The organism is Falsiroseomonas ponticola, assembly GCF_016805305.1.
In the GTDB taxonomy this organism is placed as follows: domain Bacteria; phylum Pseudomonadota; class Alphaproteobacteria; order Acetobacterales; family Acetobacteraceae; genus Falsiroseomonas; species Falsiroseomonas ponticola.
The window spans coordinates 196,091-219,288 of the sequence record NZ_JAERQN010000009.1 but is presented as its reverse complement, the minus strand read 5'-3'; the positions used below and the strand labels follow the sequence as shown (position 1 = coordinate 219,288).

Here is a 23,198-nt window from a genome sequence, read left to right as displayed (position 1 = left end):
TTGCCTCGTTCGTCACAGTCGTGCCCGAGCGGCGGCGAGAGCCGCCTCCAGACGTTGGATGTCCATGTTCGCGGCAACGCGCCGCGCCATCTGTCTCTCGCGTCCCGCGGCGGCCCGCAGGCGGGCAACCTCGGCGTTGAGCCGGGCATGCTCGGCAAGCGCGGCTCGCCTTGCCAACATCGCGTCGCGCGCCGGCAAGAGACGGAAAGCGCCCGACAGCCTCGCGGCCTGCAGCGCGACCAGCGTCTCCTCCCAGCCCTCATAGGCAGCGCGCAGGGAACCGCGCGGCTGCAGATCCAGTGCCAAGGCCGCGTGGAAGCCTGACAAGGCGGCCGCGTCCGCTACAGGCGCGACGGATGCGACCACGGGAGCACCGTCCAGGACTGTCCGCCCCGCCTCGCCTTGCGACCAGCGCTTGCCCGCCGTCGACATCTCCGTCGCTTCGCCCTGCTCAGCTAGGAGCAGCACCGGATACGGAATCGCTCGGTGCACGAGTTCGGTGATTCGGGGGCGCCGCGCCGTCGCGCGAAGACCCAGCCGCAGTACCGCGATCTCCAGGTACTCCCGCTCCTCGTCGCGATAGGCAGGTATGCCGATACCCGCCGGCTTCAGCGCGGCCACCCAGACCAGCTCCTCGATCCCCTCCTGGATGGCCCGACGATCCGCGGCCGTAGGCGCCCCCTGCTCCGCGAGCAGCTTCTTCGGCACGCGCTGATCGAGCCGCGCGTCGGGCGGCAGGCGCAAGGCCTCGATGATGTCGTCTGCGGCGCTCATCCCGGTGGCAGGATCACAAGGTAGGCGACGACCTCGAAGTCGTCGCTGCCGCGGAACTCCCCCTTCCGCGCATGGGTGCCGCCCGGGGTGAAGAGGCTCGCCACAGCGCGCTCCTCGGTTTGCCCCTGGATGGAAGAGACGGCGGTGGCCAGGTGCCGCTGGTGCGGTTCCATGTCCCGCCCATGGCGTGTCGCTTGATCGAAACGCGCCCAGGCCGCCCTGTCAGGCTCCTCCGCCCCGGCGCAGAGGGTCTTGAGGCGGTCGAGGATCTGCTTCGCCTGGCTGTGGGGAAGCACGACTTCCCCATCGGCCGACACATGGACCAGGTAATGCGGCGCGAGAGGGTATCCCGGCTCGACCGCCTGGAGAGCTTCGTCGCTTGCAGCCCGGAGGCAGAAGATGACGCCAGGCGGGATGTCATGCTCCTGCCCAGGGGGTGCGGTGACGACGGATGCGGCGCCGAGCGGCAGGCGCGCGAGCTCGTCTTCATGCGACTTCTTGAACGCCCCCAGCTCGACCCTGAAGTCGCCGAGCGTGAGGTCCGTGATGGAGATGCCGCTCGACAGGTCCTCGAGGTCAATGACCCGCTCCTGAAGCTGCTCCATCTGACGCCGCCGGTATTCCAGGTCGTTCATCTGGTTACCGGACTGCGTCTCGATAATGTTCTCCTCCCCCGTGGCCGACACGTCGAGCAGCACCATGCGGCCGCTCACGCGTTGTTCCAGGTTGATGTACTCCTCCAGCTGCATGTTCGGCCAGAAATTGGCCAGCTGGATCCGCGTGTTGACCGAGCCGATGCGGTCAATGCGGCCGAAGCGCTGGATGATGCGCACGGGGTTCCAGTGAATGTCGTAGTTCACCAGCCAGTCGCAGTCCTGCAGGTTCTGGCCTTCAGAGATGCAATCGGTGGCGATCAGCAAATCGATCTCGCCGTCCTCCGCCAGCTCCTCTGGGCGCTCCTTCGAGCGAGGCGAGAAGGCAGACAGAATGCTCGCCAGGTCTGACCGCAGCTTCGGCAAGGTGCTTCTGTTACGGCCGGCCCCCGTGACCAGTGCCGTGTGCACGCCGTGGTCCCGCCGTGCCCAGTCGGAGAGCTGCGCGTAGAGGTACTCGGCGGTGTCGGCGAAGGCCGTGAAGACGATGACCTTCCGATTCCCAGCATTGATGGGCGTCCGCACCTTCGCGGCGATCATGTCGCGCAGCTTCGCGAGCTTTGAATCCCGCTGCGGCGTGATGGCCTGCGCGGAGCGCAGCAGCGCCTGGAGGCGATCGCGGTCCTCCGTCAGTTCCTGGCGCCAGCGCAGCACATCCATGTCCTGCAGCAGCACCCGGACACCGCGGCCGACCAGAAGTGCCTCGAAGTTCGGATCGTCGATGTCGATGTCAACGATGTCGAGTTCATCCACGGCATCGACCCGCTGGTCGATGCGGCGAAGCAGCGCGGTCACGTCCTCGAGCTGCCGCTGGAGCGTCAAGGCGAAGGAGGCCACTGAGCTCTCCATCCGCTTGAGGATGTTCACGCGCAGAAGATGGATCAGGCTCTCTTCTCGATCCTGCTGTCGGAAGATGCGATCGCCCTGCCCGCGAAGCCGGGTGCTGTACTTCGCATCGTAGGCGGCCTGCTTGTTCGGCAAGACGTAGCGGAGCGGCGCATAGGCGGCGAGGTTGAGGCGCCGGATCTCGTTGTTGACGTCGCGAATGGGTGGGAACCGGCCCTCTGCGTCCACGTCGGCCTTGACGTTGATAGGGGCCAGACGATCCGGGAACCGTCCAGTCTCCTCGGTACCGTAGTAGCGAGCGACATGCTTCCGTGACCGTGCGATCGTCAGCAGATCAAGCAGCTTGAAGTAGTCGAAGCCAAGCATCTCGATGAGGCGCGCGGGCTTGCGCGTGGCCTCCGGCAGGGCGAGCCAACGGTTGAACTGCGTTTGCGCGAGGCGGATCGTCGTCTCGATGCTCGGGATGCCCTCATGACGAAGCGCCGCATCGTTGGCTTCCGTCGCGAAGGCAATCTGGTTCTTCAGATCGGACAAGCGGCTGTTCACAGGCGTCGCGGAGAGCATGAGCACCTTGGTCCGCACGCCCGCCTTGATGATCCGCTTCATCAGGTGGTCGTACCGGGTGTCCCGATCGCGATGCTGGGCCTTGTTCCGGAAGTTGTGCGACTCGTCGATCACGACGAGGTCGTAGTTGCCCCAGTTCACGTAACTCAGATCGATGTCGCCCGAGAGCCCACCTTCTCGCGACAGGTCGGTGTGATTCAGCACGTCATAATGAAGCCGGTCAGCTGCGAGGACGTTGCGGCGGTCGTTGGACTTGTAGAGTGTCCAATTGTCGCGCAAGCGCTTCGGACAGAGCACGAGGACGCGGTCGTTCCGCAGCTCGTGGTACTTGATGACCGCGAGCGCCTCGAACGTCTTTCCCAGCCCTACGCTATCCGCGAGGATGCAACCGCCAAAACGGTTCAAGCGATCGATGACGCCGACCACACCGTCGCGCTGAAAGCGGAAGAGCTTCTTCCAAACTGCAGTCTCGCGGATGCCAGTCGCAGACTTGATGACGGAATCTTCGTCCAGCTCGCCGCCTTGGCTGCTGAAGACCTGTTCGAGGATTTGGTGGTAGACCAGCGCCGGCGATAGCTCGGCGACCAGTTCGTCGAGCTTTCCGGCGATGGCTTCGCTTGCGGAGTTTGCGCCAAGGCTCTCCCAGAGGGCTGAAAACCAGCCACTCAGCAACACCCACTCGCCTTCGTTCTCCGAGCACTGGATCAGGCTGAATTGGTTACCCGGTACGACACCGAGGCCCTCTGTGGTGAAGGGGCAGTTGCCCGTGATGATCGTGCCGATGTTTGCCTGCGGCCCACGCACCGCGAGCGCGGACTGCGGAAGAGGAGAAGGCGCAGTCCGGACATCGACCTTGCTTCTGATCCAGCGCGCACATTGCCTGGCCAGCCAGCGCTGATGCAGACGATTGCGGGCCGCCCGGTCGCGGTCGCTTCCGAGCAGGCCGGCCGACACAATGTCGGCGGCGGGCAGGACCACTCGGCACTGCTCGGTCTCGTCCAGGGCTTGCCGAAGCTCGGCGAACGCGAAGAGCGAAATTCCCGGCGACGCGACGTCCAGCCGGCTGCCCGGCCCCAGTGTCCGCTTCAACTCGTCCAGTACCCGGTCCGCGCCCGAATTGCGGATGAGCCTCATGGCGCTTTCCGTGGAGTTCGTTTCGCGGGAGGCAAATTGGACGCTGCGACAGCGGAGGCGGCCGTGAGCCGCTCGTACTCCTCGACAGAGACGACGACGACGACTGGGCGCAGATGCTTAGTGATGATCACTGGCTCTGCTCGCGCGAGGTCAATCAGTCGGCCGAAGCCGTACTTCGCCTCTTTTGCGGTTAGCTTGTGCACAGCTGAGCCTCGCCTCGCTTGAAGACGAGTATTGGCCATTATGGCCAGATGTGCAACACAGCCGTTCGCGGCAGCCTGCGCAGTTCTATGGGCGGTTGCGGGGGCCGCCTGCCGCACTCGGGTCGCCTCAACATTCGCAGGCTTCCCGGGCGCTCTCGGCCGTGGTCCGTTGGCTGAGGTATCGGCTAGGTTCCTGCGCCCTCGCCTTCCGCAGCCATGAGGTCCCGATTCACTCGAGCCACCTTCTCGAAGAACTCGCCACCCCGAACGATGCTCGGGCCGCGCAGCATCCGACGCGGGTCGCCCTCGTAGCCAGTGACGACGATCTCCCCCTTCGCGAAGGTCACTAACCAGCGCTGCCCTTCATAGACACGCGCCCATGTGGTCCGCATGAACTTCCCGCTGGGCAAGACCTCAGCGGTCAGAAGCTCCCACTCCTCGGGCCGAAAGGGCGTAACGATCTCGGTTGGGAAGCGCCGCTCGACAGCCCTCTCCGCCGCGTGGTCGTGCGATAAGTCGAGGTTCTGCGGACCGCGCCGCCCGATGATGAACCGGATGCGCTCGAAGAGTTCTGGCGGGCCACTTTCTACGTGGAATCGCCGCGTCGGTGGTGGTGCCATGCCGCCTCCTTCGCCCAAAACCGGCTAAGGCGAGACTAGCAGGACCGATGCGACTGCGCATCGACGAATGTGAAGCTGCCCGCGCGTCTCAGGGCCGCCTCCTCGCGCTGTTCCTTCCACTCCACCGAGAACGGCTTCATTAGCGCCGGCAGCGTCATCCCCTCCGGCTGCCGCCCGTCCAGGATCGCCTCGACCATGTCCGGCGCCAGCAGCGTCAGCCGCAGCACGCGCGAGACATAGGACGAGTTGATCTTCTCTGCCGCGGCCAGCTCGTTGATAGTGGCGAAGCGCCCGGTCTCCAGCATTCGCCGCCACCGGAAGGCTCGCGCCACAGCCTTGATGAGCGTGAGGTCCTGCCGGCGCTCCAGCGCCAGTACGCCGGGTGTGACCATCGCCTTCCGCCCTCCCCGCGGCTTCACCCGGAGCGGGATGACCACGATGAGGGTCTGCGCGGCGTCGCTCATACTGCCGCCCTCCCGGCCTCGGCCCCCCGGGCAGCGAGGTCCCGCACCAGACTGCCGAGCCCGTCGAGCCGCAGCCGCACCGCGGCGCCCTCCGCCCGGACGTCGACCCGATCCACCAGCAGCCGCACGATGCGCGCCCGCTCGGCCGGGAAGAGCTCGTCCCAGAGCGGCTCTATGCGCTCCAACGCCAGCAGCACCTCCTGCTCAGTGACCTCCGGTGCCGTCGCGCGGGCCGCCCGCCAGGTGCCGACCACCATCTCCGGCTGCCGCAGCAGTGCGCGGACCTGTGCGACCACCGCCGACTCGATCTCCCCGGCTGGCAGCCGCGGGATCGCCGGCCGCTCGGTCCCGCCGCCCTTCAGCACCGCCTGGCTGACGTAGTAGCGGTACATCTGCCCGCCCCGCCCGCGGCTGTGGCTCGGCGACATGGCGCGGCCGTCGCTGTCAAAGATCAGCCCGCGCAGCAGCGGCGCCGTCGTGTTCCGCGTCCGATTAACCCGCACCCGCGGGCTGACCTGCAGGATGGCGTGCACCGCGTCCCACTGCTGCTGGGTGACGATGGCGTCGTGCTCGCCGGGATAGGCCATGCCCTTGTGCACCGCCTCGCCGAGGTACACCCGGTTGCTGAGGATGCGATAGACATCGTGCTTCGTCAGCGGGCGTCCGCGCTTGGTAGTTGCGCCCTCGGCTCGCAGGGCCTGCACCAGCTTGGTGCAGGACTGCGTCTCGACGAAGCCCTGAAAGATCCTCCGCACCAGCGCGGCCTCGGCCTCGTTCACCACCAGCTTCCGCTCGCGCACGTCGTAGCCGAGCGGCACGTACCCACCCATCCACATGCCGCGCTTGCGCGAGGCCGCGACCTTGTCGCGGATCCGCTCGCCGATGACCTCTCGCTCGAACTGGGCGAAGCTGAGCAGGATGTTCAGTGTCAGCCGCCCCATGCTGGTGGTGGTATTGAAGCTCTGCGTCACAGAAACAAAGGTGACGTTGTTCGCATCGAACACCTCGACCAGCTTGGTGAAATCGACCAGGGAGCGGCTCAGGCGGTCGATCTTGTAGACCACCACCACATCGACCAGGCCCTCCTGGATGTCAGCGACGAGGCGCTTCAAGGCGGGGCGTTCCAACGTCCCGCCAGAGATGCCACCGTCGTCGTAGCGGTCGCGCACCAGAACCCAGGCCCATGAGCAAGAACGACGAACAGCGCGTCGCAGCGCGCCGCGCAAAGATTATGGCTGTGATCTGCGTGCGGAACTCGAAACTGGAGGATCTGCACGCCGGCCAGGTCCCCACCACGCGCACGGGCGACTACTCAGACGTCTTCGTCGTGGATACAGATGGCCGACGTATCCCCTGGCCCAACGTCTCGCGCATCGATGATGATGAGATGCGCGCTCTGATGCGCGACATCGTTAACCGCCTCCACACCTTCCACCTGTGTGCCGATGAACCCGGCCTACAGGCGGTAATCACGCGCTGGATGGCGGTCGCAAGTCGATGGTATGAGCCCGTCATCGACCCCAGGATGCTCGCGCATAGCGGCGAGCCGCAGTAACGCTGACGCTGGAGACCAACTGGGACCTGCCGAGCCTTGCGCCGGGCGCGACGGCGAACGTCGACGTCTCGGTGCCGGGCGCGCGGCGGGGCGACTTCGCGGACGCCTCGCTGGACAGCAGCAGCATCGCCTTCGTGCTCGACTGCCATGTCTGGTCGAACAACAGCGTGCGGGTCACAGCGCGGAATGTCAGCGCGTCGACGGTGGATCTGGCCGCTGCACCTCTGGCGGTGCAGGTGGTGAAGCGGAAGGCGGGTTGATAGACAGCGCTACTGTGAGACCGAACCCCTCGCGGAGCGGGTGTTCTGCGAGCAGCAAGTAGCTGATAGCGGGGGCTGCCGCGGCGCCGCAACCCTGAGCCGGTGATGTCTATTTGACGGCGGTGGTCACCGGCTCGCGACGCACTTGGCGTGCCGGATTCCTGAGCGCCGGATCCCAGCGCCGCCGGCGCGGCGGCATTGAGATCTCTCGACCAGGGATAAACGAGAAGCGCTCTAGCATAGCCGCCGACGGCACCTCAACCCCGAGGCCCGGCCCAGTCGGCACAGCGATACAGCCATCAACAATCGAGAGAGCTGGGCGGCACATCTCGTCGCGGAGCGGGTTTACCACCGAGGCGTCCCATTCCATGTGACCGCGGACATGCGTCGGTATCGCCGCGGTGTAGTGCACGCCGGCGACCGTCCCGATACCTACAACAGTGTGCGGCGCGACTATGATGTTGTGGGCGCTTGCCAGGGCGGCGATGCGCATCGCTTCCGACAGGCCGCCGCATTTGCAGACATCGGGGGTGAGGTAGTCCACGCCTCCAGCATCGATCAGCGCCCGAACGTCGAAACGGGTATAGACATTGCCGCCGGAGCAGATCGGCACCGGCGAGGCCTTTCGCAGCCACCCCATGTCGGCGTGATGATACTTCACGCTGAAATCGAACGGATCCTCCAACCAGAAAGTGCCGTAGCGCTCCAGCCGCTTTGCAAGCTGCAGGGACTCGGGCGGCGAATAGGCGGAGTTCGCGTCGATCATCAGGTCGACATGCGGCCCCGCCACCTCGCGCGCGGTGGCGACGGCCTCAACATCCGCCTCCAGATCCTTCCCGCCGCGCAGCTTCATCGCGGTGTAGCCTTGTGAGAGATAGAGCTTCACCTCCTCCCGCAGCGACGCCGCATCCTGGAAGCCGAGGCACATGCAGCCGACATATGCAGGCACGAGGTCCACGCCTCCGCCGCCCAACAGCGTGGCGACGGGCAGGCCGGTCCGACGGCCGAGCAGGTCCCACAGCGCTATGTCTACGCCGGACATTGCTGCCACCGCCGCCGAGCCGAGCTGGCCCGTGGAGAAGAACACCTCCTCCCACAGCAGCTGAATCTCGGACGAATCCCGACCGACCAGGATCTCCCGGATGTGGCCTTCGACGATCCCTGGGATCGTGCCGGGCGAGAAGGCATGATAGCTTTCGCCAACGCCGACACGGCCATCCTCGGTGGTGATAAAGACGAGCGCCTCGTCCCGCTTGCTGCTGACTCCATGCGCAGCCGCCCATTCCGCCGGTAGACGTTCGGAAACCAAGACGCAGGTGACGTCAGTGATACGCGGCATCGGTCGGGCGCCCTTCGGTTTCTGTCGACAGGGTAACTGTATGGTCGACAATTATCCCTGGTCAAGGCTAAGCTGCATCTCAGGCGAGCCCTTCCGTTCGGCTGTCGACATGGAGATCCTGCCGCATGCCATTCCTATTCGGCCGTCGCATGTCGCGTGGGGAGTTGCTCCGCCAAGTCGGTCGGCTTGAGCAGGTCGCTGGGATCACGCTGAGCGAGTTTGCCGATGGACCTGAGCGGCCTGGACGGCATCTCGACATCCGTTCCGGCGGGGGGCTCGAACTCCGGGTGCTTGTCGATCGCGGCTTCGACATCGGTGCTCTGACGTCAGGCGGCGTGCCGCTCGGCTGGCGTTCGCCGAACGGCTTCCGCTCGCCGTTCCTGCATCATGACGACGAGGATGGCGGCGCGGGCATGCTGCGCTCGCTCGACGGCTTCATGGTGACCTGCGGGCTGGATCATGTGCGCGGCCCGGCGGAAGGGTCGGCCGCGCACTTCGGGCCGCGCCGTCCGACGCAGCACTATCCGCTGCATGGCCGGATAGCGCAGACTCCCGCAAAGCTGCTCGGCCAGGGCGAGGTCTGGGAGGGCGATGATTGCACGCTGTGGTGCGAAGCGGAGCTGCGCCAGACGATGCTCTATGGCGAGGTTTTCGCGCTGCGCCGGCGGATTGCAGTGCCGCTCGGCAGCACCAGTATCCTCATCGAGGACCGCATTCAGAATCTTGGCTTCCGGCCGACGCCATTCGTCCAGCTCTACCATCTCAACTTTGGCTTCCCCCTCCTTGATCGCGAAACAGAAGTGTACTTGCCCGATGCGGCCGGGCTCGCCTCGGTGCTGCGTGGCCCTACCGCCGCCCCGGAGGAGGCCGGTGACGAGTTGTATGAGGCGCCGCCAGCGCCCGGCGGCACACGGCGGGCGGGCATCCTGAATCGAAGTCTGGCCGGTGGGATCGGCGTGGCGCTGGATTGGGATGCCGCGTCGCTTCCGCACCTGCAGATCTGGCGCAATATGGCCCAAGGGATGCAGGTGCTGGCGATCGAGCCGGCGACCAATGAAGCCGCAAAGCGCGCCGTGCTGGAGGCCGCGGGCGCCATCCGCTACCTCGCTCCTGGCGAGACAGTCGAGCACCGGCTGCGGATCGAGGTGCTGCACGGCGCCGCGGCCTTGGCCCGCTTCGACGCGCCGGTTCCCTGATCACGACAACAGCAAGCGAGGCGACAGTGGCACTTCAGGAACGCGCCGCCGACGAACTGCGGGCCGAGATCCTCCTCGGTCAGATGCGACCCGGCGAACGACTGAGTGAGCCGGAGCTCGCCCAGCGATTCCAGACCAGTCGCAGTCCGATCCGGGAGGCGCTGGTACAGCTTGAACTTGAGGGCTTCGTCGAGCGAACCGCAACCGGTCGCGTCTTTGTACGCCCGCTGGACCTCGACGAGGCAGAGCAGCTGTTCCTGGTCAGGGGCACGCTGGAAGGCCTGGCCGCGCGTCTGGCCACCGGCAACCTCACAGGGCGGCAGCTTCAGCAGCTTGGCGAGAACATCGACAGGATGGAGGCCGCCGCGGCACGAGGAGACTATCTCGGTGCACTGGGCTGCGGCGCCGAGTTCCATCAGATGGTGACCGATGCCTGCGGCAACCGCCCTCTGCAGGAGTGCCTAGCTGGCTTTCGCACTCGCAGCGCCCGCTACCGATACGTCGCCGCTTCCCAAGCGGAGTTCCGGCCGGAGCGCAACGACGAGCACCGCCGGGTGCTCCACGCGTTCCACCAAAACGACCCGGATGCCGCGGAGGCAGCGATGACCGAGCATATCCGCCGCTCATCGCGCGAGACGCTGGCGGCGCTGCGCACGCACCTGGTCGCCGCGCCTGTACCCCCGAAATCCACGCGGCGCCCTGGAGCGCCGGCGTCCGGAATCTGATTGACAGATTTTTTGTCGACCGTAATATTAAACTGTCGACTGTTTGGGAGGCCAGCATCCCCGACAGGACACAGTCTCACGGTGTGCAGTGCTGGTCCGGAGGGAGGAAACCAATGACCGACCGCTTTCGGCTCACGCGCCGCACCTTCGCGGCCGCCGCCATGGCCACGCCGGCCCTGTTCGGCACCAAGGCTGCGCGGGCCAATGAGGTCCTCACTATGTGGACGTTCCTCAGCCCGACAGGGACGACACCACGCGACCGTGCGCTGAAACTCATCATCGATCGCTTCGAGGCGCAGAATCCAACGATCAGGATCCGCGTGGAAAGCCAGGTCTGGTCCACGCTCGCCGAGCGCTTCGTCATGGCGCACCGGGCCGGCAACGCGCCTGACATCGGCTGGGTGAATGGCGAGAACATGGGGCTGCTGGTGAATGCCGGCGTCGCCGCCGATCTTGGTCCGCTCGTGACCGATAAATGGTCGTCGGCGCTGAAGCAGGACATCGTGCTGCCGGCGGCGAATGAGTGGCTGAAGCAGGGTGGACGCCAGCACGCCCTGCCGATCATGGCGCTCTCCATCGTGCTGTTCAGCCGGCGTGACTTGTTCCGCGAGGCCGGCATCGACCCGGCTTCGGTAAAGACATGGGACGATTTCGCCCGCGCCGCCGCCCGCATGCAGCGAACTGAAGGCAGCCGTGTGGAGCGCTGGGGCACCGGCCTGCCGCTCTCGACAGATCGCACCACCATGTCGTTCGCCGCGAACGCATTGATGGGCAGCCAGGGTGGCCGGCTGTTCGGCGATCGCTGCGCGCCGCTGCTTGCAAATGAGCACGGCGCACGTGCGGTGGAGATGGAAGCAGACTTGGTCCGCCGCCATCGTGTCGCGAGCCCGGAAAGCTTCGCGCATACGCTAGACGACGTGATCGAGCAGTTCATCGGCGGGCGCGTCGCCATGGCCAGCAGTGGCAATGGCCGCTTTGGCAATGTGGTGGACCGCGCGCCCTGGGGTGCTTCCGAACTCATGATCATGCCCTGGCCGAGCTTCGATGCCGCGAAGCCTGGCCCGCAATACATGTCCGGCTGGTTCGCCGCGATCTCCCGCAACTCCCGCCGGCAGGAGGCTGCCGCCCGCTTCGTCGACTACATGTGCGGTCCCGAGGCGATGGAATATTGGACCGAGCCGGGCGGGTTGGTGCCGCTGTTCCGGTCGGTCGCTGAGAAGCCGCAATTCCGCGAGGCAAAGTACGACTCGCTTCGCGGCCTCGCCAGCATGTGGGCGGAGAGCGAGGTCTGGCTGCCGGCGGACTGCAACGTTGCGCGCACCTTCACCGACCTGAACCGCGCGACCCAGCGCGTCGTCCTCGGAAATGTGCCCGCACTCCAGGCACTGCGCGAGGCGGAAGCGGCGACGCGGGCCCGGCAATAGCGGCCTAGGGAGGCGGAAGAGGGCGGCATGCACAGCTCGGCGTCACGCACAGCCTACATGCTGCTGCTTCCAGCACTGTTGATCGAAGTGGTGTTCGTCTTCGCGCCGCTCGGCAGCAGCCTATACTACAGCTTCCATCGGGTGCGGTTCTTCCAGCTGCAGTCTTGGATCGGGCTCGAGAACTACCTCGGGATCATATCCGATCCCGGCTTTCTCAATGCGCTGCTGGTAACCGCCTCGTTCAGCTTGGTTACCCTGGCGCTGACCTTCGGCGTCGGGTTCGCGCTCGCGCTGTTCCTCAATCGCGATGCGGCGACCAACGTGCTGATGCGCACCGTGGTGCTGGTGCCGTACGTGGTCGCAATGCTGGTCGGCTCTCTGCTGTTGAAGTGGCTGCTCTCGGTGGATGCAGGGCTGGTGCCGCTGGCCGGCGCCTGGGTCGGTCTGGATGTGCCGACCATACTCGGCGATCCGGACTACGCCTTTGCCGCCCTGATCGCCAATGGCGTCTGGCGCGATTCTGCCTTCGCAATGGTGCTGCTGCTGGCGGGGCTGCGCAGCATTCCGCCGAGCCTCATCGCAGCGGCGCGGATGGACGGCGCCGGGCCAATGCGGATCCTGTTCGAGATCGTGCTGCCGCTGCTTCGGCCGGTGATGGTCATCACCTGCGCGCGCCTTCTGCTGCATTTCGCCAACGTGCTGACCTTCCCGCTGATCTTAACGGGCGGCGGGCCGAACAGCGCGACGGAGACGGTGGCGCTGCGCATCTTCCGCGTCGGCTTCGAGGATTACGACCTCGGCCGCGCCAACGCGATGGCGGTAGTGTTGACCCTGTTCAACATCGCCGCGGTCGCCATCATGCTCTTCCTGTTCCGCAAGCGGGGGCGCGGCGCGCATGGCTAGGCTTTCGCGCGGCGTGCTGCGGTTGGTGGTATCGCTGCTGCTCGCCGCGGCGGCTCTGTTCCCGATCCTGTTCGGGTTGTCGAGCTCCTTCAAGACGCCGCGGGAGATCATCCGCTTTCCGCCGAGCCTGCTGCCAGCAGAGCCGACCATCGAAAATTACCATGCGATCTGGCAGGCGGGCATTGGCGGCTTCCTCGGCAACAGCCTCCTTGTCTCGGCAGGGACGGTCATCCTCTGCGTCCTGCTGGGCGCGCCCGCTGCTTACGCCCTGGCGCGCTACCGCTTCGCCGGACGCACGGCGGCGATCATCGTCATCGTCGCGGTGATGAGCATCCCCGTCGCCTCGCTACTGATCCCAACCTACACGCTGATTGCCGACATCGGCCTGATGAACACGCATCTCGGCCTGGTGCTGGTCTACACCGCCTATCAGCTGCCCATCGCCGTCTGGATCCTCGCCACCTACTTCCAGAGCCTGCCGGAGGAACTGGAGTGGTCCGCGATGATGGACGGCTACTCCCGTTTCCAGACTCTCTGGCGGGTAGTGCTGCCTTTGTCGCGCCCGGGCTTGGTCGCTGCGGTCCTGTTCGTCGTCGTCTTCGCCTGGAACGACTTCGTCGTGGCGGTGACGTTGCTATCGTCAGAGGAGAAGCGCACCTTGCCAATCGCGATCTACAACTTTCTTGGCTTCTACGGGCGTGAATGGGGTCCACTGCTGGCTTCGGCGATGGTGGCGACGGTGCCGATCCTGGTCCTGTTTATCCTGCTCCAGCGCTACTTCGTCGCCGGCATGACGGGCGGAGGCGTGAAGGGATGACCGCACAGGACACGCCGAGCGGCGCTGGCATCGAGCTGCGCGGCATCGCCAAACGCTATGCCGAAAGCGTGGCGCTCGCCGGCCTGGATCTGCGCATCGAGCCTGGTGAGTTCGTCTCGCTGCTGGGCCCTTCCGGTTCCGGCAAGACGACCACCCTGCATATCCTGGCCGGTCTTCTGGCGCCCGATGCGGGCCGCATTCTGATCGGCGGGCGCGACGTGACCGATGTGAGCCCAGATCAGCGCGGCATCGCCATGGTCTTCCAGAACTACGCGCTTTATCCGCATATGACGGTGGAGCGGAACTTGGCCTTTCCGCTCCGGGCCAGCGGCCGCAATCTCGGCACGGCGGAGATTTCGCGGCGGGTCGCCGCGGTGGCGGAGACGCTCGGCATCGGGCACTTGCTGGAACGCTACCCGCGGGAGATCTCGGGCGGGCAGCAGCAGCGCGTGGCGCTTGGCCGGGCGATGGTGCGCGACCCGGGCGTATTCCTACTCGACGAGCCGCTCTCCAACCTTGATGCCCGTCTGCGACTGCGGATGCGGCATGACCTGAAGGCGCTGCATCTGCGGCTGCGGTCAACCATCGTCTATGTCACGCATGACCAGAGCGAGGCGATGAGCCTGTCCGACCGCATCGCTATTTATCAGAGCGGCTTGCTGCAGCAGTATGCCACACCAATGGAGATCTATCGCCGACCGGCGAACCTCTTCGTCGCCAACTTCATGGGCGATCGCGAGATGAACATCTTCGAAGGCGAAGTCATCGCGGATGGTGCTCACCAGACCTTCCGAGCCGGCACGCTGCGCCTCGCCTTCCCCGATGGCGGGCCCTGGGCGGGCTTTGCCGGGCGGAAGCTGGCGTTGGGCGTCCGGCCTGAGGGCGTGCTGCTCGGCGCACGGCCTGATGCCGTCGCGTGCCAGGCGAGGCTTCGTCTGGTGGAGCATGCCGGTGCCGAGCAGATCTTCTTCGCCGAAACCGATGGCGCTGAATTTTGTGGTAAGGCTGGGCCAGACCTGCCGCTGCGCCCCGGTGAAATGGTGCCGCTCTCGCTGCTGGGCGCGGAACTCTATCTGTTCGACGCGGCGAGCGGCCAGGCGCTGGTCCATGGCGGGGTGCCGCTGCCGTGATCCGCGCGCGCCTCTCGCTGCGGGCACGGCTGCCGGATCGCCTACGCCGCGCCTGCGCGAATGGCTGGACTGAGTTCCGCCGTCACGGCACGCCGGCCGACTGCTTCCTGGAGGGGCCGGCCATCGCGCCGGACGGGTCGCTCTGGTGTGTCGATATCTCGAACGGGCGGCTTCTCCGGCTCGACGCCGACGGCACCTGGTCGGTCATCGTCGAGCATGACGGCTGGCCGACCGGCCTGAAGCTCGCGCCCGACGGCACAGCCTATGTAACCGACAACCGCCTCGGCCTGTTGAGCCTAGCGCCCGGGGCGGGCCGCTTCGAGGTGCTGGTGGACCGCTTCCGCGGCGAGGCGTTGCTTGGTGTCAACGATCTCGCGCTCACGCCCGGAGGCGATATCTGCTTCACCGACCAAGGCGCCTCCGATCTCGCGAGGCCCGAGGGCCGTGTGCTGCGTCTGGCGCGTGACGGCAGCCTCGACCTGATGGCGGTGGGCCTACCGAGCCCGAATGGCCTCGCCTTCGCGCCGGCTGGTGGCATGCTGTACATCGCGCTGACGCAGGCCAACGCGATCTGGCGCGTCATGCTGCGGCCCGATGGCGGGCCTGGAAAGCTCGGCCATGTGATCCAACTCTCCGGCTCGCTCGGCGGTGGGCCGGACGGCATCGCCTTTGACAGTGCAGGGCGGCTCTTTGTCTGCCACGCCTTGGCAGGTTGCGTGCGCGTCTTCGACGCGCTCGGCGAGCCGGTCGCGCGGATCGACACTGCGGAGGGATTGATACCGACCAATCTCTGCTTCGATCCGCGCCGGCCCGGACTCCTTTACGTCACTGAGGCCCAAACGGGCACGATCCAGACGATCGATCTTGAGGTGCTCGGACTGCCGGAGGGGAGGACGGGCGCATGAGCAGGTTCGACGGTCGCGTCGTCATGGTGACCGGCGGCGCCACCGGCATCGGTTTCGCGATCGTTGAGGAACTTCTCTCGGAAGGTGGCGCGGTGGTGCTGACTGGGCACGATGCCGTCCAGATCCGTGACGCGGCGGCGCAACTCGGACAGCAGCGTGTCGTAACTGTCGCCGCAGATGTGCGCGACCAGGCAGCGCTGCATCACGCAGTGCAGGTGGCGGTCGACCAGTGGGGGCGGCTCGACGGGCTCGTCTGCGCAGCGGGCATCCAAATCCCCGGCACGGTCGGGACGATGCTGGAAGCCGACTGGCAGCAAGTGCTGGATGTCAACCTCACAGGCGCGTTCAGAGCGGTGAAGGCGGCGTTGCCGGCGCTGTCACTTGCGGGCGGCGCGATCGTACTGCTCGCCTCCGTGCAGGCACATCTTGGAAAGCGGAACGGGGTTGCATACGTCGCGGCCAAGGGCGCTCTCGTCGCCCTGACGCGAGCTATGGCACTGGATCATGCGGAGTCCGGCATCCGCGTCAACAGCGTCTCTCCGGGCGTGGTTGATACGCCGTTGCTACGCCAAGCGGCTTCCCGCGTCGCCGGCGCGGACCAAGTGGAGGCGCTGGTTGCGGGTTGGGCGCAGGCGCAGCCTTTGGGATCAGCCCGCGGCCGGCCTTGCATGCCTAGGGACGTCGCGCGGGCGGTTCTCTTCCTGCTGAGCGACGAGGCACACTACATTAGCGGCGCTGATGTCGCTGTGGATGGCGGCCTGGGGGCAAAGCTGGCGCTGTAGAAGCGACCTACAGTCAGCTGAGCCAAGCACCAAACGACCCCGCGCAGTCATAATCGGCCACGGCCTCACTCACGCAGCCAATCTATTCTCGGCCTTGGCGGGCGGAGACTGTTTGTTCCCAGGCGCACTCCCTCCGCCAGTTTCCATACGAGCCGCACTCTCTGCCTGACCGGACGCCGCGCTGAGTGGCAGGTTTCCTGGGGTTTTCCCGGCAAACCTGTTGACTGGCCCGGCGCGGAAACGGCCGAAAATCGCTCTCCGGAGGCCAATTCTCTCCCGACCTCCTGACTTGGGCGTTTTAGTACGGAACCCAAAAACCGAGGTAAATGGCCGGTTTCAGCGCGGTGGGCGCTTGGCCTGGTTCGAACCCCACTTGCCCGAAATCCGTACTTCGCGAGCGAACACTTTGGTACGGACCGGGCGCTACAGGCATCGGTGGTTTCGACTATTCGCGCCAAGCCGCGCCACGATTCGTGTCAGCTTCGTGCAACTCACCCGTAGCGGAGTGGAATCCGATCGGGGTAAGTTGTCAGTACGTCGAGAAGCCCTGCCCGCCTCGGTTTCGAGGCCATGGTTCCTTCCTGGGCCTGACGTATGCGGGGGGCAGCAGCGCGCGACCTCGCTAGCGTCAGAAGATTTTTCCAGGTTGTCAGCAGATGCCAGTCCGTTAAGAACGACTCGCAACCGATTGCATACATTGCGATTTCGTTCTGCGTGGCCTTGCCAGCCCCCGCCAGTTGCCGACCCTGCATGGCATCGCGCCTGCCCCGATTGCCAACGCTCCTGCCCCGATGGAGAGGATCATGCCCGAGCGAACCACCTCGGCGCGCGAGGTCGCGCGCCGTCTTGGCCTCTCCCACACCGCCATCCAGAAGGCCGAGCGCGTCGGGCGCATCGCCCGCGAGGCCGACGGCAGCTGGGACGTCGAGCGCGTCCGCCGCGACATGGTGGAGACGGCGCGGCCAGGGCGCTCACCGATCGCGCCGCCGATGGAGACCACGGCGCTGGGCCGGCTGACCATCGCCCGGCTGGCCCTGCGGGTCGAAGCGCAGCGCCTTGCTCTCGATCGCAGCAAGGGTCGGCTGATCGATATGGCCAAGGCGGACGCCCGCATCGATGAGATCGCCGGCGCCATGCGCGACACGGTGCTGAACTGGCCAGCGCGGGTGGCAGGCCAGATCGCGGCCCAGATCGGCGCCGAGCCGCACCTCGTCCAGACGCTGCTGCAGGAGCATGTCGCGGCACTGTTGAACGACGTGGCCGACCAGTTCGAGGGGCAGGCGACGGCCATGTGACGACCGCCTGGTCGCTGTGGCGGAGACGCCCGGCGTCGGCCCGCGGCACGCAGTGCAGCGAAGTTCCCACCGCTGGGAATGTCGCCGACACGGCTTCGACTTCCCAGCGGCGGGAAGTCGAGCCGAACCCCTTGCTGGCCGGGGTGCTGACGCCGTCCTCAGGCCGTCGAGCCGCGGCACGGCTTCTGCCCGCTTCGGGACATCATCAGACAGACCCCTGATAGCAGCGGCATGGCGCTCGATCCCGCTTGGCTCGCGCGCGGCACAGCGCGAATGGTCCGTCACGCGATGCAGACGACGGAGCCCACCATGACGAAGCGCGAAGCCAACCAGCAGCGGAGCCTCGAGGCCTTCCTGGCGAAGAAGGCGGAGTTCGATGCCCTGCTCACCGAGCTGCAGCAGGCCAGCGACGATCACTTCGGCGCGGATCCGGAGGCGGTGCTCTGGGGCGAGACGGCTTGGCTCCGGGTGACGCGGCAGATGCTGGTGAATGACGACCTCGGCGCCTTCACCGACTTCGGCGCGATGATCGGCCGGCGCATCGCCGACTTCGAGAACGCCATCGCCTATGCCGTGCTGAACGCCGCGAACGGCGACGGCCCGACGCTGGTCACCGGCAACGCGCCCGTGTTCTCGACCGGCGCCGCACGCGCGAACAAGGCGGCGGCGGGCTCGGCGCTCGACATCACCTCGCTCGCGGCCGGACGAGCGGCGATCATGCGGCAGCGCAGCCTCGACGGGATCCCGATCGCGATCGGTGAGCACATGCGGCTCCTGGTCGGGCCGAACCTCGAGATGCCGGCACGGCAGCTGACTGTGCCGGTGGCGGCCGATCAGGTCAGCAGGGAGAACATCTACGCCGGCATGATCGAGCCAATCGTGGAGCCGCTGATCCCGGCGAACCGCTGGTATCTCTTTGCGCACCAGCAGGCGTCGCCGGTCTACGTCTATGGCTACCTGGACGGCGCCGAGGCACCGCGCATTGGCACCAATCCGATCCAGGGCGTGGATGGGATCGAGATTAGCGTCCTGTTCGACTTCGGCGTGGGCGCGATCGACTGGCGCGGCGGGTGGTTCAACCCGGGTACCTGACGCGGCAACAGCGCCAGCTTCTCCGCTGCGGGAAGCTGGCGCTGAAGCTTTGCCGGGCTGCTGGAAGCGGCGTCAGCGGTGGCCTATGCCTGCCTCTCGCCGCCGACGGGGGCGCGCAGTCCGACCGCAAGTGCGTCCACGAAGGCCTCCGCGGCCGGCGAGATCGAACGGCCGGCGCTGCGCACCAGCACGATGCGCCGCCCCAGGTCCGCGTCCGTGACCGGCGTCGCGACGAGCGCCCGGTCCGCCCCCGCCTCCACCGAGGATGCGGGCAGCACGCCGACGCCGAGGCCGGCCCGCACCAGAGCCAGCACGGTCGAGATGTAGGTCGCCTCATAGGCGGCGGAGACGGTGATGCCGCGCGCAGCGCACCCCCGCTCGAACAGCGCGCGCACGCTGCTCTCCGGGTCGGTCAGGATGAGCGGCTCCGTCGCCAGCGCGGCTAGCGTGACCCCGCCCTGCGCTGCCAGGCGGTGCCGGCGCGGCATCACGGCGACGAGCGCATCCTCGAACAGCGGCGTCGCGACCAGGGCGGGATCGGGGTCGATCTCCGGGCAGATCCCGAGTTCCACGACGCCGTCGCGCACCAGGCGCTGGATGCGCCCGGCCACCGCGTCATGGACCTGGACGCGGATGCCCGGACTGCTCCGCCGCAACTCGGCGAGTGTTGCGGGCAGCAACGTGGTGCCGATGGAGGGCAGGACCGCCAGCCGCACCAGGCCCGCCCGGCGCGAGGCGCTCTCCCGCGCGCCGGCCACCACGGTGTCAAGCTCGCGCAGCAGGCGCCCGAAGGTCTCCACCAGCTCCCCGCCGAGCCGCGTCGGTTCCGCCCCGCGCGCACCGCGGTCGAACAGGCGCAGGCCGAGCTCCTGCTCCAGCTCCCGCATCTGCACGGTCAGGGCGGGCTGGGAGATGTGCAGCTCCGCCGCGGCGCGGCCGAAGCTGCCGCTGCGCGCGACCGCAACGGCGGCACGCATCTGGCGAAGGGTGATGGCCATAATCCCAGCCTATGGCTCTCACCAGAACTTTTCAATTTCCGTGAAGGCGCCAGCCGCCCATCCTGCGTCCACGAACACGAAGGACGGGGCGCAAGGCCATCGTCCATGGGGGAACGCAACCATGTCCGACATGCCCGCCCTTGCCGCCATCCGGCGCCGCGCAGTGCTCGCCGCGCCGCTCGGCCTTGCTCTGCTGCCCTCCGGCGCGCGCGCCCAGGGCGCCTGGCCGACGCGTGCCGTCACCATTGTCGAGGGCTATCCGCCCGGCGGCGTCACCGACATCACCAGCCGCGTGGTGGCGGAGCGAATGGCGCGTGAACTCGGCCAGCCGGCGGTGGTTGACAACCGCCCCGGCGCGGCGACGTCCGTCGCCGCCGCCTCCGTCACGCGGGCGCGCAATGATGGCTACACCCTGCTGATGGGCACGACGACGCTCGCGATCAACCAGACGCTGCAGCCCAACCTGCCGCCGCGCGAGCCCGGGCGTGAACTCGACCCGATCGGGATGGTGTTCCGCACCTCCTTCATCCTGCACGTCCACCCCTCGGTCCCGGCGCGCACCGTGCCGGAGCTCATCGCCCATGCCCGGGCGAACCCGGGCAAGGTGATCTTCGGCTCGCCCGGCGTCGGCTCCGTCAGCCATCTCTGCCTGGAACTGTTCAAGGCGACGGCGGGGATCGAGATCGAGCACGTGCCCTATCGCGGCGGCGCACCGGCCGCGCTCGACCTCGCGGCCGGCCGCGTGCACGCCATCTTCCAGGGAGTGCAGGAAGCCCTGCCCTTCCTCCGCAGCGGGCAGACGCGCGGCATCGGCGTGTCGCTGCGCACGCGCAACCCGGACTTCCCCGACCTCGCGCCGGTCGCCGATGCGCTGCCGGCCTTCGGCGAGGTGACGTTCTGGCAGGGCCTGTTCGCGCCAGCCGGCACGCCGCAGGCGATCATCGACCGCGCCGGCGCCGCGCTGCGCGCCGCGACCGAGGACCAGGCCCTGCGCGCCCGCATGCGCGAGCAGGGCGTGGAACTCGTCACCGGCGATGCCGCGACGCTGCGCGCCCTGCTCGCGGCCGAGACGGAGCGCTGGGGCAACCTGATCCGCAGCGCCAACATCCGCGTGGAGTGACGCGCGTGAAGGCCTGGGCCGTGGTGCGCAACCGCGCGCCTCTCGAATGCATCGAGATCGCCGATCCCGATCCCTCCGGCACCGAGGTGGTGCTGGAGGTGACGCAGTGCGGCGTCTGCCATTCCGACCTGCATTTCTGGGAAGGCGAATACGACCTCGGCGGCGGCAAGGTGCTGAAGCTGACCGAGCGCGGCGTGACGCTGCCGCGCGCCATGGGGCATGAGGTCGTCGGCCGGGTCGTGCAATGCGGCCCCGACGCGACGGGCGTCGCGGTGGGCGACCTGCGGGTCGTCTTCCCCTGGCTCGGCTGCGGCGTCTGCGCGCGCTGCCTGGCGGGCGAGGACAACATCTGCGCCACGCCGAGCAGCATCGGCGTGATGCGCCATGGTGGCTATGCCGACAGCGTCGTGGTGCCGCATCCGCGCTACCTCGTGGATCCGGGGACGGTCGATCCGGCGCTGGCCGCGACCTATGCCTGTCCCGGCATCACCGTCTATTCCGCGATCCGCAAGGCGATGCCGCTGCCGCCCGATGCGCCCTTCGTGCTGATCGGCGCGGGCGGCCTGGGGCTCGCGGCGATCTCGATGCTCCGCGCGCTCGGCCACCGGCGCATCGTCTCGCTCGACATCAGCGCGGAGAAGCGCGCGGCGGCGCTGGAGATGGGCGCGGACGCGGTCGTCGATCCCGGCGCGCCGAACGCGATGGCGCGGCTGATGGCGGCGACCGGCGGCCCGGTGCTCGCGGCGATCGACTTCGTGAATGCCGGCAGCACCGCGCAGCTCGGCTTCGATGCGCTGGCGAAGGGCGGGAAGCTGGTGCTGGTCGGCATCATGGGCGGCGAGATGCCGCTCTCGCTCGCCTCCATGATCTTCAGGCCGCGCAGCATCCTGGGCAGCGCGACCGGCTCGCCGCAGGACCTGCGGGAGGTGATCGCGCTGGCCCAGTCCGGCAGGCTCGCCCCGATCCCGATCACCCGCATGCCGCGCAGCCGCGCGAACGAGGCGCTGCAGCTGCTGCATGACGGGAAGGTGACGGGCCGCATCGTGCTGGAGCCGCGATGAGGCGCATCCGCATCGGTGCGGGCGCCGGCTTCTCGGGCGACCGCATCGAGCCCGCGGTCGAGCTCGCCGAGAAGGGCGGGCTCGACTACCTGGTCTTCGAATGCCTGGCGGAGCGCACCATCGCGCTGGCGCAGCAGGCGCGGCTGGCCAACCCCGAGGCCGGCTTCGATCCCTGGCTTGAGGAGCGGATCGCCGCCATGCTGCCGGCCTGCCTCGCCGGCGGCATCCGCATCGTCAGCAACATGGGCGCGGCCAATCCGGCCGGCGCCGCGCGGCGCATCGCCGCCATCGCGCGAAGGCTGGGCGGGCGCGTGCCGCGCATCGCCTGGGTGGAGGGCGACGACGTGACGGACGCGCTGCGCGGCGCGGACCTGCCCCTGCTGGACCGGCCCGGCAGCCTCGCCCACATCGCGAATGCCATGGTCTCGGCCAATGCCTATCTGGGCGTCGAGCCGATCGTGGCGGCGCTGGCGGCCGGGGCCGAGATCGTGGTGACAGGCCGCGTCGCCGATCCCGCGCTGTTCCTCGCGCCGATGGTGCGGGAGTTCGGCTGGGCGATGGATGACTGGCACCGGCTGGGCCAGGGCACGGTCGTCGGCCATCTGCTGGAATGCACCGGGCAGCTCACCGGCGGCTACTTCGCCGATCCAGGCGTCAAGGACGTCGCCGGCCTCGCGCGGCTCGGCTTCCCCTTCGCCGAGGTGGCGGAAGACGGCAGCGCCTTGCTCGGCAAGGTCGCGGGATCGGGCGGCGAGCTCAGCCCGCGCACCTGCACGGAACAACTCCTCTACGAGGTGCACGACCCGGCGGCCTACCTCCAGCCCGACGTCACGGCGGATTTCTCGGGCGTGCGCTTCCGCCCCGACGGCGCCGGCCGCATCGCGGTCGAGGGCGGCACGGGCCGCGCGCGTCCCGACACGCTGAAGGTCACGGTCGGCTATCGCGACGGCTTCATCGGCGAGGGCCAGATCTCCTATGCCGGCACCGGCGCCGTGGCGCGGGCAAGGCTGGCGATGGAGATCGTGGCAGAGCGCCTGAAGCTGACCGGGGCCGCGATCTCGGAGTTGCGCTGCGACGTGATCGGCGTCGATTCCGTGCTGCGCGGCCCGATGCCGGCCGGACGGGACGAGCCGCTCGACGTGCGCGCGCGGATCGTGGGTCGCGCCGCGACGCTGCGCGACGCGCAGCGGATCGGGCGCGAGGTCGAGGCGATCTGGCTGAACGGACCCGCCGGCGGCGGCGGCGCAACGGCCTCTGCGCGAGAGGTCATCGCCGCCGCCTCCATCCTCGTGCCGCGCGACGCCGTGCGGCCGCGCTTCGCTTTCGTCGAGGAGTGAG

Annotated in this window: 23 protein-coding genes; 15 read left to right on the top strand and 8 right to left on the bottom strand. The window is 67.7% G+C overall.

The genetic code is table 11. The features are described from left to right. Positions 1 to 12 precede the first annotated feature (12 nt). The 6 genes from JJI54_RS23495 to JJI54_RS23470 all read right to left on the bottom strand — a co-directional run bounded on the left by JJI54_RS23495 (position 13) and on the right by JJI54_RS23470 (position 6,427). Entirely contained in the window at positions 13 to 774 is a 762-nt protein-coding gene (locus JJI54_RS23495) for a DUF4391 domain-containing protein (protein WP_203075745.1), read from the bottom strand. Then, complete coding sequence (locus JJI54_RS23490; RefSeq protein WP_203075743.1) at positions 771 to 3,971, bottom strand: helicase-related protein; 3,201 nt, start codon at positions 3,969 to 3,971, stop codon at positions 771 to 773. Before JJI54_RS23490 ends, JJI54_RS23495 begins: the two co-directional genes overlap by 4 nt. Next, positions 3,968 to 4,213 carry a type II toxin-antitoxin system prevent-host-death family antitoxin gene (locus tag JJI54_RS23485; RefSeq protein WP_226382063.1) on the bottom strand — a complete coding sequence of 82 codons (246 nt, stop codon included), beginning with the start codon at positions 4,211 to 4,213 and terminating at the stop codon, positions 3,968 to 3,970. The genes JJI54_RS23490 and JJI54_RS23485 overlap by 4 nt, the downstream gene beginning before the upstream one ends. Before the next feature lie 146 nt (positions 4,214 to 4,359). Then, positions 4,360 to 4,794, bottom strand: coding sequence for a hypothetical protein (locus JJI54_RS23480; RefSeq protein WP_203075739.1), 435 nt, complete (start codon positions 4,792 to 4,794; stop codon positions 4,360 to 4,362). 35 nt (positions 4,795 to 4,829) lie between these two features. After that, on the bottom strand, positions 4,830 to 5,258 hold the full coding sequence (locus JJI54_RS23475; protein ID WP_203075737.1) for a hypothetical protein: 429 nt from the start codon (positions 5,256 to 5,258) through the stop codon (positions 4,830 to 4,832). Further along, complete coding sequence (locus JJI54_RS23470) at positions 5,255 to 6,427, bottom strand: recombinase family protein (RefSeq protein ID WP_318987564.1); 1,173 nt, start codon at positions 6,425 to 6,427, stop codon at positions 5,255 to 5,257. The genes JJI54_RS23475 and JJI54_RS23470 overlap by 4 nt, the downstream gene beginning before the upstream one ends. A 14-nt stretch (positions 6,428 to 6,441) precedes the next feature. Between JJI54_RS23470 and JJI54_RS23465 the strand changes: the two genes are divergently transcribed. Continuing rightward, on the top strand, positions 6,442 to 6,813 hold the full coding sequence (locus JJI54_RS23465) for a hypothetical protein (RefSeq protein ID WP_203075735.1): 372 nt from the start codon (positions 6,442 to 6,444) through the stop codon (positions 6,811 to 6,813). 71 nt (positions 6,814 to 6,884) lie between these two features. Next, on the top strand, positions 6,885 to 7,073 hold the full coding sequence (locus JJI54_RS23460) for a hypothetical protein (RefSeq protein ID WP_226382031.1): 189 nt from the start codon (positions 6,885 to 6,887) through the stop codon (positions 7,071 to 7,073). Positions 7,074 to 7,182: 109 nt separating this feature from the next. On the opposite strand, the gene JJI54_RS23455 is transcribed toward JJI54_RS23460, so the two are convergent. Continuing rightward, a complete protein-coding gene (locus JJI54_RS23455) occupies positions 7,183 to 8,412 on the bottom strand; it encodes a mandelate racemase/muconate lactonizing enzyme family protein (RefSeq protein WP_203075733.1) in 1,230 nt (409 codons plus the stop codon). Positions 8,413 to 8,537: 125 nt separating this feature from the next. On the opposite strand from JJI54_RS23455, the gene JJI54_RS23450 reads away from it, so the two are divergent. The 10 genes from JJI54_RS23450 to JJI54_RS32370 all read left to right on the top strand — a co-directional run bounded on the left by JJI54_RS23450 (position 8,538) and on the right by JJI54_RS32370 (position 18,681). Further along, positions 8,538 to 9,608, top strand: a complete 1,071-nt coding sequence (locus JJI54_RS23450; protein ID WP_203075731.1) for an aldose 1-epimerase family protein — start codon at positions 8,538 to 8,540, stop codon at positions 9,606 to 9,608. 26 nt (positions 9,609 to 9,634) lie between these two features. Then, the gene (locus JJI54_RS23445) at positions 9,635 to 10,333 is read left to right on the top strand and encodes a GntR family transcriptional regulator (RefSeq protein ID WP_203075729.1); all 699 of its coding nucleotides are present in this window, start codon (positions 9,635 to 9,637) and stop codon (positions 10,331 to 10,333) included. Between the two features lie 113 nt (positions 10,334 to 10,446). Continuing rightward, positions 10,447 to 11,757, top strand: coding sequence for an ABC transporter substrate-binding protein (locus JJI54_RS23440; protein WP_203075728.1), 1,311 nt, complete (start codon positions 10,447 to 10,449; stop codon positions 11,755 to 11,757). A gap of 57 nt (positions 11,758 to 11,814) precedes the next feature. Further along, positions 11,815 to 12,660, top strand: coding sequence for a carbohydrate ABC transporter permease (locus JJI54_RS23435; protein WP_203075725.1), 846 nt, complete (start codon positions 11,815 to 11,817; stop codon positions 12,658 to 12,660). Then, on the top strand, positions 12,653 to 13,477 hold the full coding sequence (locus JJI54_RS23430; RefSeq protein ID WP_203075723.1) for a carbohydrate ABC transporter permease: 825 nt from the start codon (positions 12,653 to 12,655) through the stop codon (positions 13,475 to 13,477). Before JJI54_RS23435 ends, JJI54_RS23430 begins: the two co-directional genes overlap by 8 nt. Further along, positions 13,474 to 14,607 carry an ABC transporter ATP-binding protein gene (locus JJI54_RS23425; RefSeq protein WP_203075721.1) on the top strand — a complete coding sequence of 378 codons (1,134 nt, stop codon included), beginning with the start codon at positions 13,474 to 13,476 and terminating at the stop codon, positions 14,605 to 14,607. The genes JJI54_RS23430 and JJI54_RS23425 overlap by 4 nt, the downstream gene beginning before the upstream one ends. After that, on the top strand, positions 14,604 to 15,512 hold the full coding sequence (locus JJI54_RS23420) for an SMP-30/gluconolactonase/LRE family protein (protein WP_203075719.1): 909 nt from the start codon (positions 14,604 to 14,606) through the stop codon (positions 15,510 to 15,512). Before JJI54_RS23425 ends, JJI54_RS23420 begins: the two co-directional genes overlap by 4 nt. Then, positions 15,509 to 16,294 carry an SDR family NAD(P)-dependent oxidoreductase gene (locus tag JJI54_RS23415; protein WP_203075717.1) on the top strand — a complete coding sequence of 262 codons (786 nt, stop codon included), beginning with the start codon at positions 15,509 to 15,511 and terminating at the stop codon, positions 16,292 to 16,294. Before JJI54_RS23420 ends, JJI54_RS23415 begins: the two co-directional genes overlap by 4 nt. Positions 16,295 to 17,097: 803 nt before the next feature. Next, the gene (locus JJI54_RS23410) at positions 17,098 to 17,589 is read left to right on the top strand and encodes a hypothetical protein (protein WP_203075715.1); all 492 of its coding nucleotides are present in this window, start codon (positions 17,098 to 17,100) and stop codon (positions 17,587 to 17,589) included. 231 nt (positions 17,590 to 17,820) lie between these two features. Continuing rightward, positions 17,821 to 18,681 (top strand): Mu-like prophage major head subunit gpT family protein, encoded by an 861-nt coding sequence (locus tag JJI54_RS32370; RefSeq protein WP_226382030.1) that lies wholly within the window; start codon positions 17,821 to 17,823, stop codon positions 18,679 to 18,681. Positions 18,682 to 18,764: 83 nt separating this feature from the next. Here the strand turns inward: JJI54_RS32370 and JJI54_RS23400 are convergent, their stop codons facing one another. Further along, complete coding sequence (locus JJI54_RS23400) at positions 18,765 to 19,679, bottom strand: LysR family transcriptional regulator (RefSeq protein ID WP_203075713.1); 915 nt, start codon at positions 19,677 to 19,679, stop codon at positions 18,765 to 18,767. A 121-nt stretch (positions 19,680 to 19,800) separates the two neighbouring features. Here JJI54_RS23400 and JJI54_RS23395 point away from each other — a divergent pair, with 121 nt between their 5' ends. The 3 genes from JJI54_RS23395 to JJI54_RS23385 are packed head-to-tail and all read left to right on the top strand — an operon-like array spanning position 19,801 to position 23,197. After that, positions 19,801 to 20,799 (top strand): Bug family tripartite tricarboxylate transporter substrate binding protein, encoded by a 999-nt coding sequence (locus JJI54_RS23395; protein WP_226382029.1) that lies wholly within the window; start codon positions 19,801 to 19,803, stop codon positions 20,797 to 20,799. A 5-nt stretch (positions 20,800 to 20,804) separates the two neighbouring features. Then, positions 20,805 to 21,860 (top strand): alcohol dehydrogenase, encoded by a 1,056-nt coding sequence (locus JJI54_RS23390; RefSeq protein ID WP_203075711.1) that lies wholly within the window; start codon positions 20,805 to 20,807, stop codon positions 21,858 to 21,860. Continuing rightward, positions 21,857 to 23,197 carry an acyclic terpene utilization AtuA family protein gene (locus JJI54_RS23385; RefSeq protein ID WP_203075709.1) on the top strand — a complete coding sequence of 447 codons (1,341 nt, stop codon included), beginning with the start codon at positions 21,857 to 21,859 and terminating at the stop codon, positions 23,195 to 23,197. Before JJI54_RS23390 ends, JJI54_RS23385 begins: the two co-directional genes overlap by 4 nt. Position 23,198: the final 1 nt, after the last annotated feature.

What these genes read in the sequence shown, in the direction of transcription:
- JJI54_RS23495 (WP_203075745.1), bottom strand. Translation starts at nt 774, where the DNA reads ATGAGCGCCGCAGACGACATCATCGAGGCCTTGCGCCTGCCGCCCGAC.
- JJI54_RS23490 (WP_203075743.1), bottom strand. Translation starts at nt 3,971, where the DNA reads ATGAGGCTCATCCGCAATTCGGGCGCGGACCGGGTACTGGACGAGTTG.
- JJI54_RS23485 (WP_226382063.1), bottom strand. Translation starts at nt 4,213, where the DNA reads ATGGCCAATACTCGTCTTCAAGCGAGGCGAGGCTCAGCTGTGCACAAG.
- JJI54_RS23480 (WP_203075739.1), bottom strand. Translation starts at nt 4,794, where the DNA reads ATGGCACCACCACCGACGCGGCGATTCCACGTAGAAAGTGGCCCGCCA.
- JJI54_RS23475 (WP_203075737.1), bottom strand. Translation starts at nt 5,258, where the DNA reads ATGAGCGACGCCGCGCAGACCCTCATCGTGGTCATCCCGCTCCGGGTG.
- JJI54_RS23465 (WP_203075735.1), top strand. Translation starts at nt 6,442, where the DNA reads ATGAGCAAGAACGACGAACAGCGCGTCGCAGCGCGCCGCGCAAAGATT.
- JJI54_RS23455 (WP_203075733.1), bottom strand. Translation starts at nt 8,412, where the DNA reads ATGCCGCGTATCACTGACGTCACCTGCGTCTTGGTTTCCGAACGTCTA.
- JJI54_RS23450 (WP_203075731.1), top strand. Translation starts at nt 8,538, where the DNA reads ATGCCATTCCTATTCGGCCGTCGCATGTCGCGTGGGGAGTTGCTCCGC.
- JJI54_RS23440 (WP_203075728.1), top strand. Translation starts at nt 10,447, where the DNA reads ATGACCGACCGCTTTCGGCTCACGCGCCGCACCTTCGCGGCCGCCGCC.
- JJI54_RS23435 (WP_203075725.1), top strand. Translation starts at nt 11,815, where the DNA reads ATGCTGCTGCTTCCAGCACTGTTGATCGAAGTGGTGTTCGTCTTCGCG.
- JJI54_RS23430 (WP_203075723.1), top strand. Translation starts at nt 12,653, where the DNA reads ATGGCTAGGCTTTCGCGCGGCGTGCTGCGGTTGGTGGTATCGCTGCTG.
- JJI54_RS23425 (WP_203075721.1), top strand. Translation starts at nt 13,474, where the DNA reads ATGACCGCACAGGACACGCCGAGCGGCGCTGGCATCGAGCTGCGCGGC.
- JJI54_RS23415 (WP_203075717.1), top strand. Translation starts at nt 15,509, where the DNA reads ATGAGCAGGTTCGACGGTCGCGTCGTCATGGTGACCGGCGGCGCCACC.
- JJI54_RS23410 (WP_203075715.1), top strand. Translation starts at nt 17,098, where the DNA reads ATGCCCGAGCGAACCACCTCGGCGCGCGAGGTCGCGCGCCGTCTTGGC.
- JJI54_RS32370 (WP_226382030.1), top strand. Translation starts at nt 17,821, where the DNA reads ATGGCGCTCGATCCCGCTTGGCTCGCGCGCGGCACAGCGCGAATGGTC.
- JJI54_RS23400 (WP_203075713.1), bottom strand. Translation starts at nt 19,679, where the DNA reads ATGGCCATCACCCTTCGCCAGATGCGTGCCGCCGTTGCGGTCGCGCGC.
- JJI54_RS23395 (WP_226382029.1), top strand. Translation starts at nt 19,801, where the DNA reads ATGTCCGACATGCCCGCCCTTGCCGCCATCCGGCGCCGCGCAGTGCTC.
- JJI54_RS23385 (WP_203075709.1), top strand. Translation starts at nt 21,857, where the DNA reads ATGAGGCGCATCCGCATCGGTGCGGGCGCCGGCTTCTCGGGCGACCGC.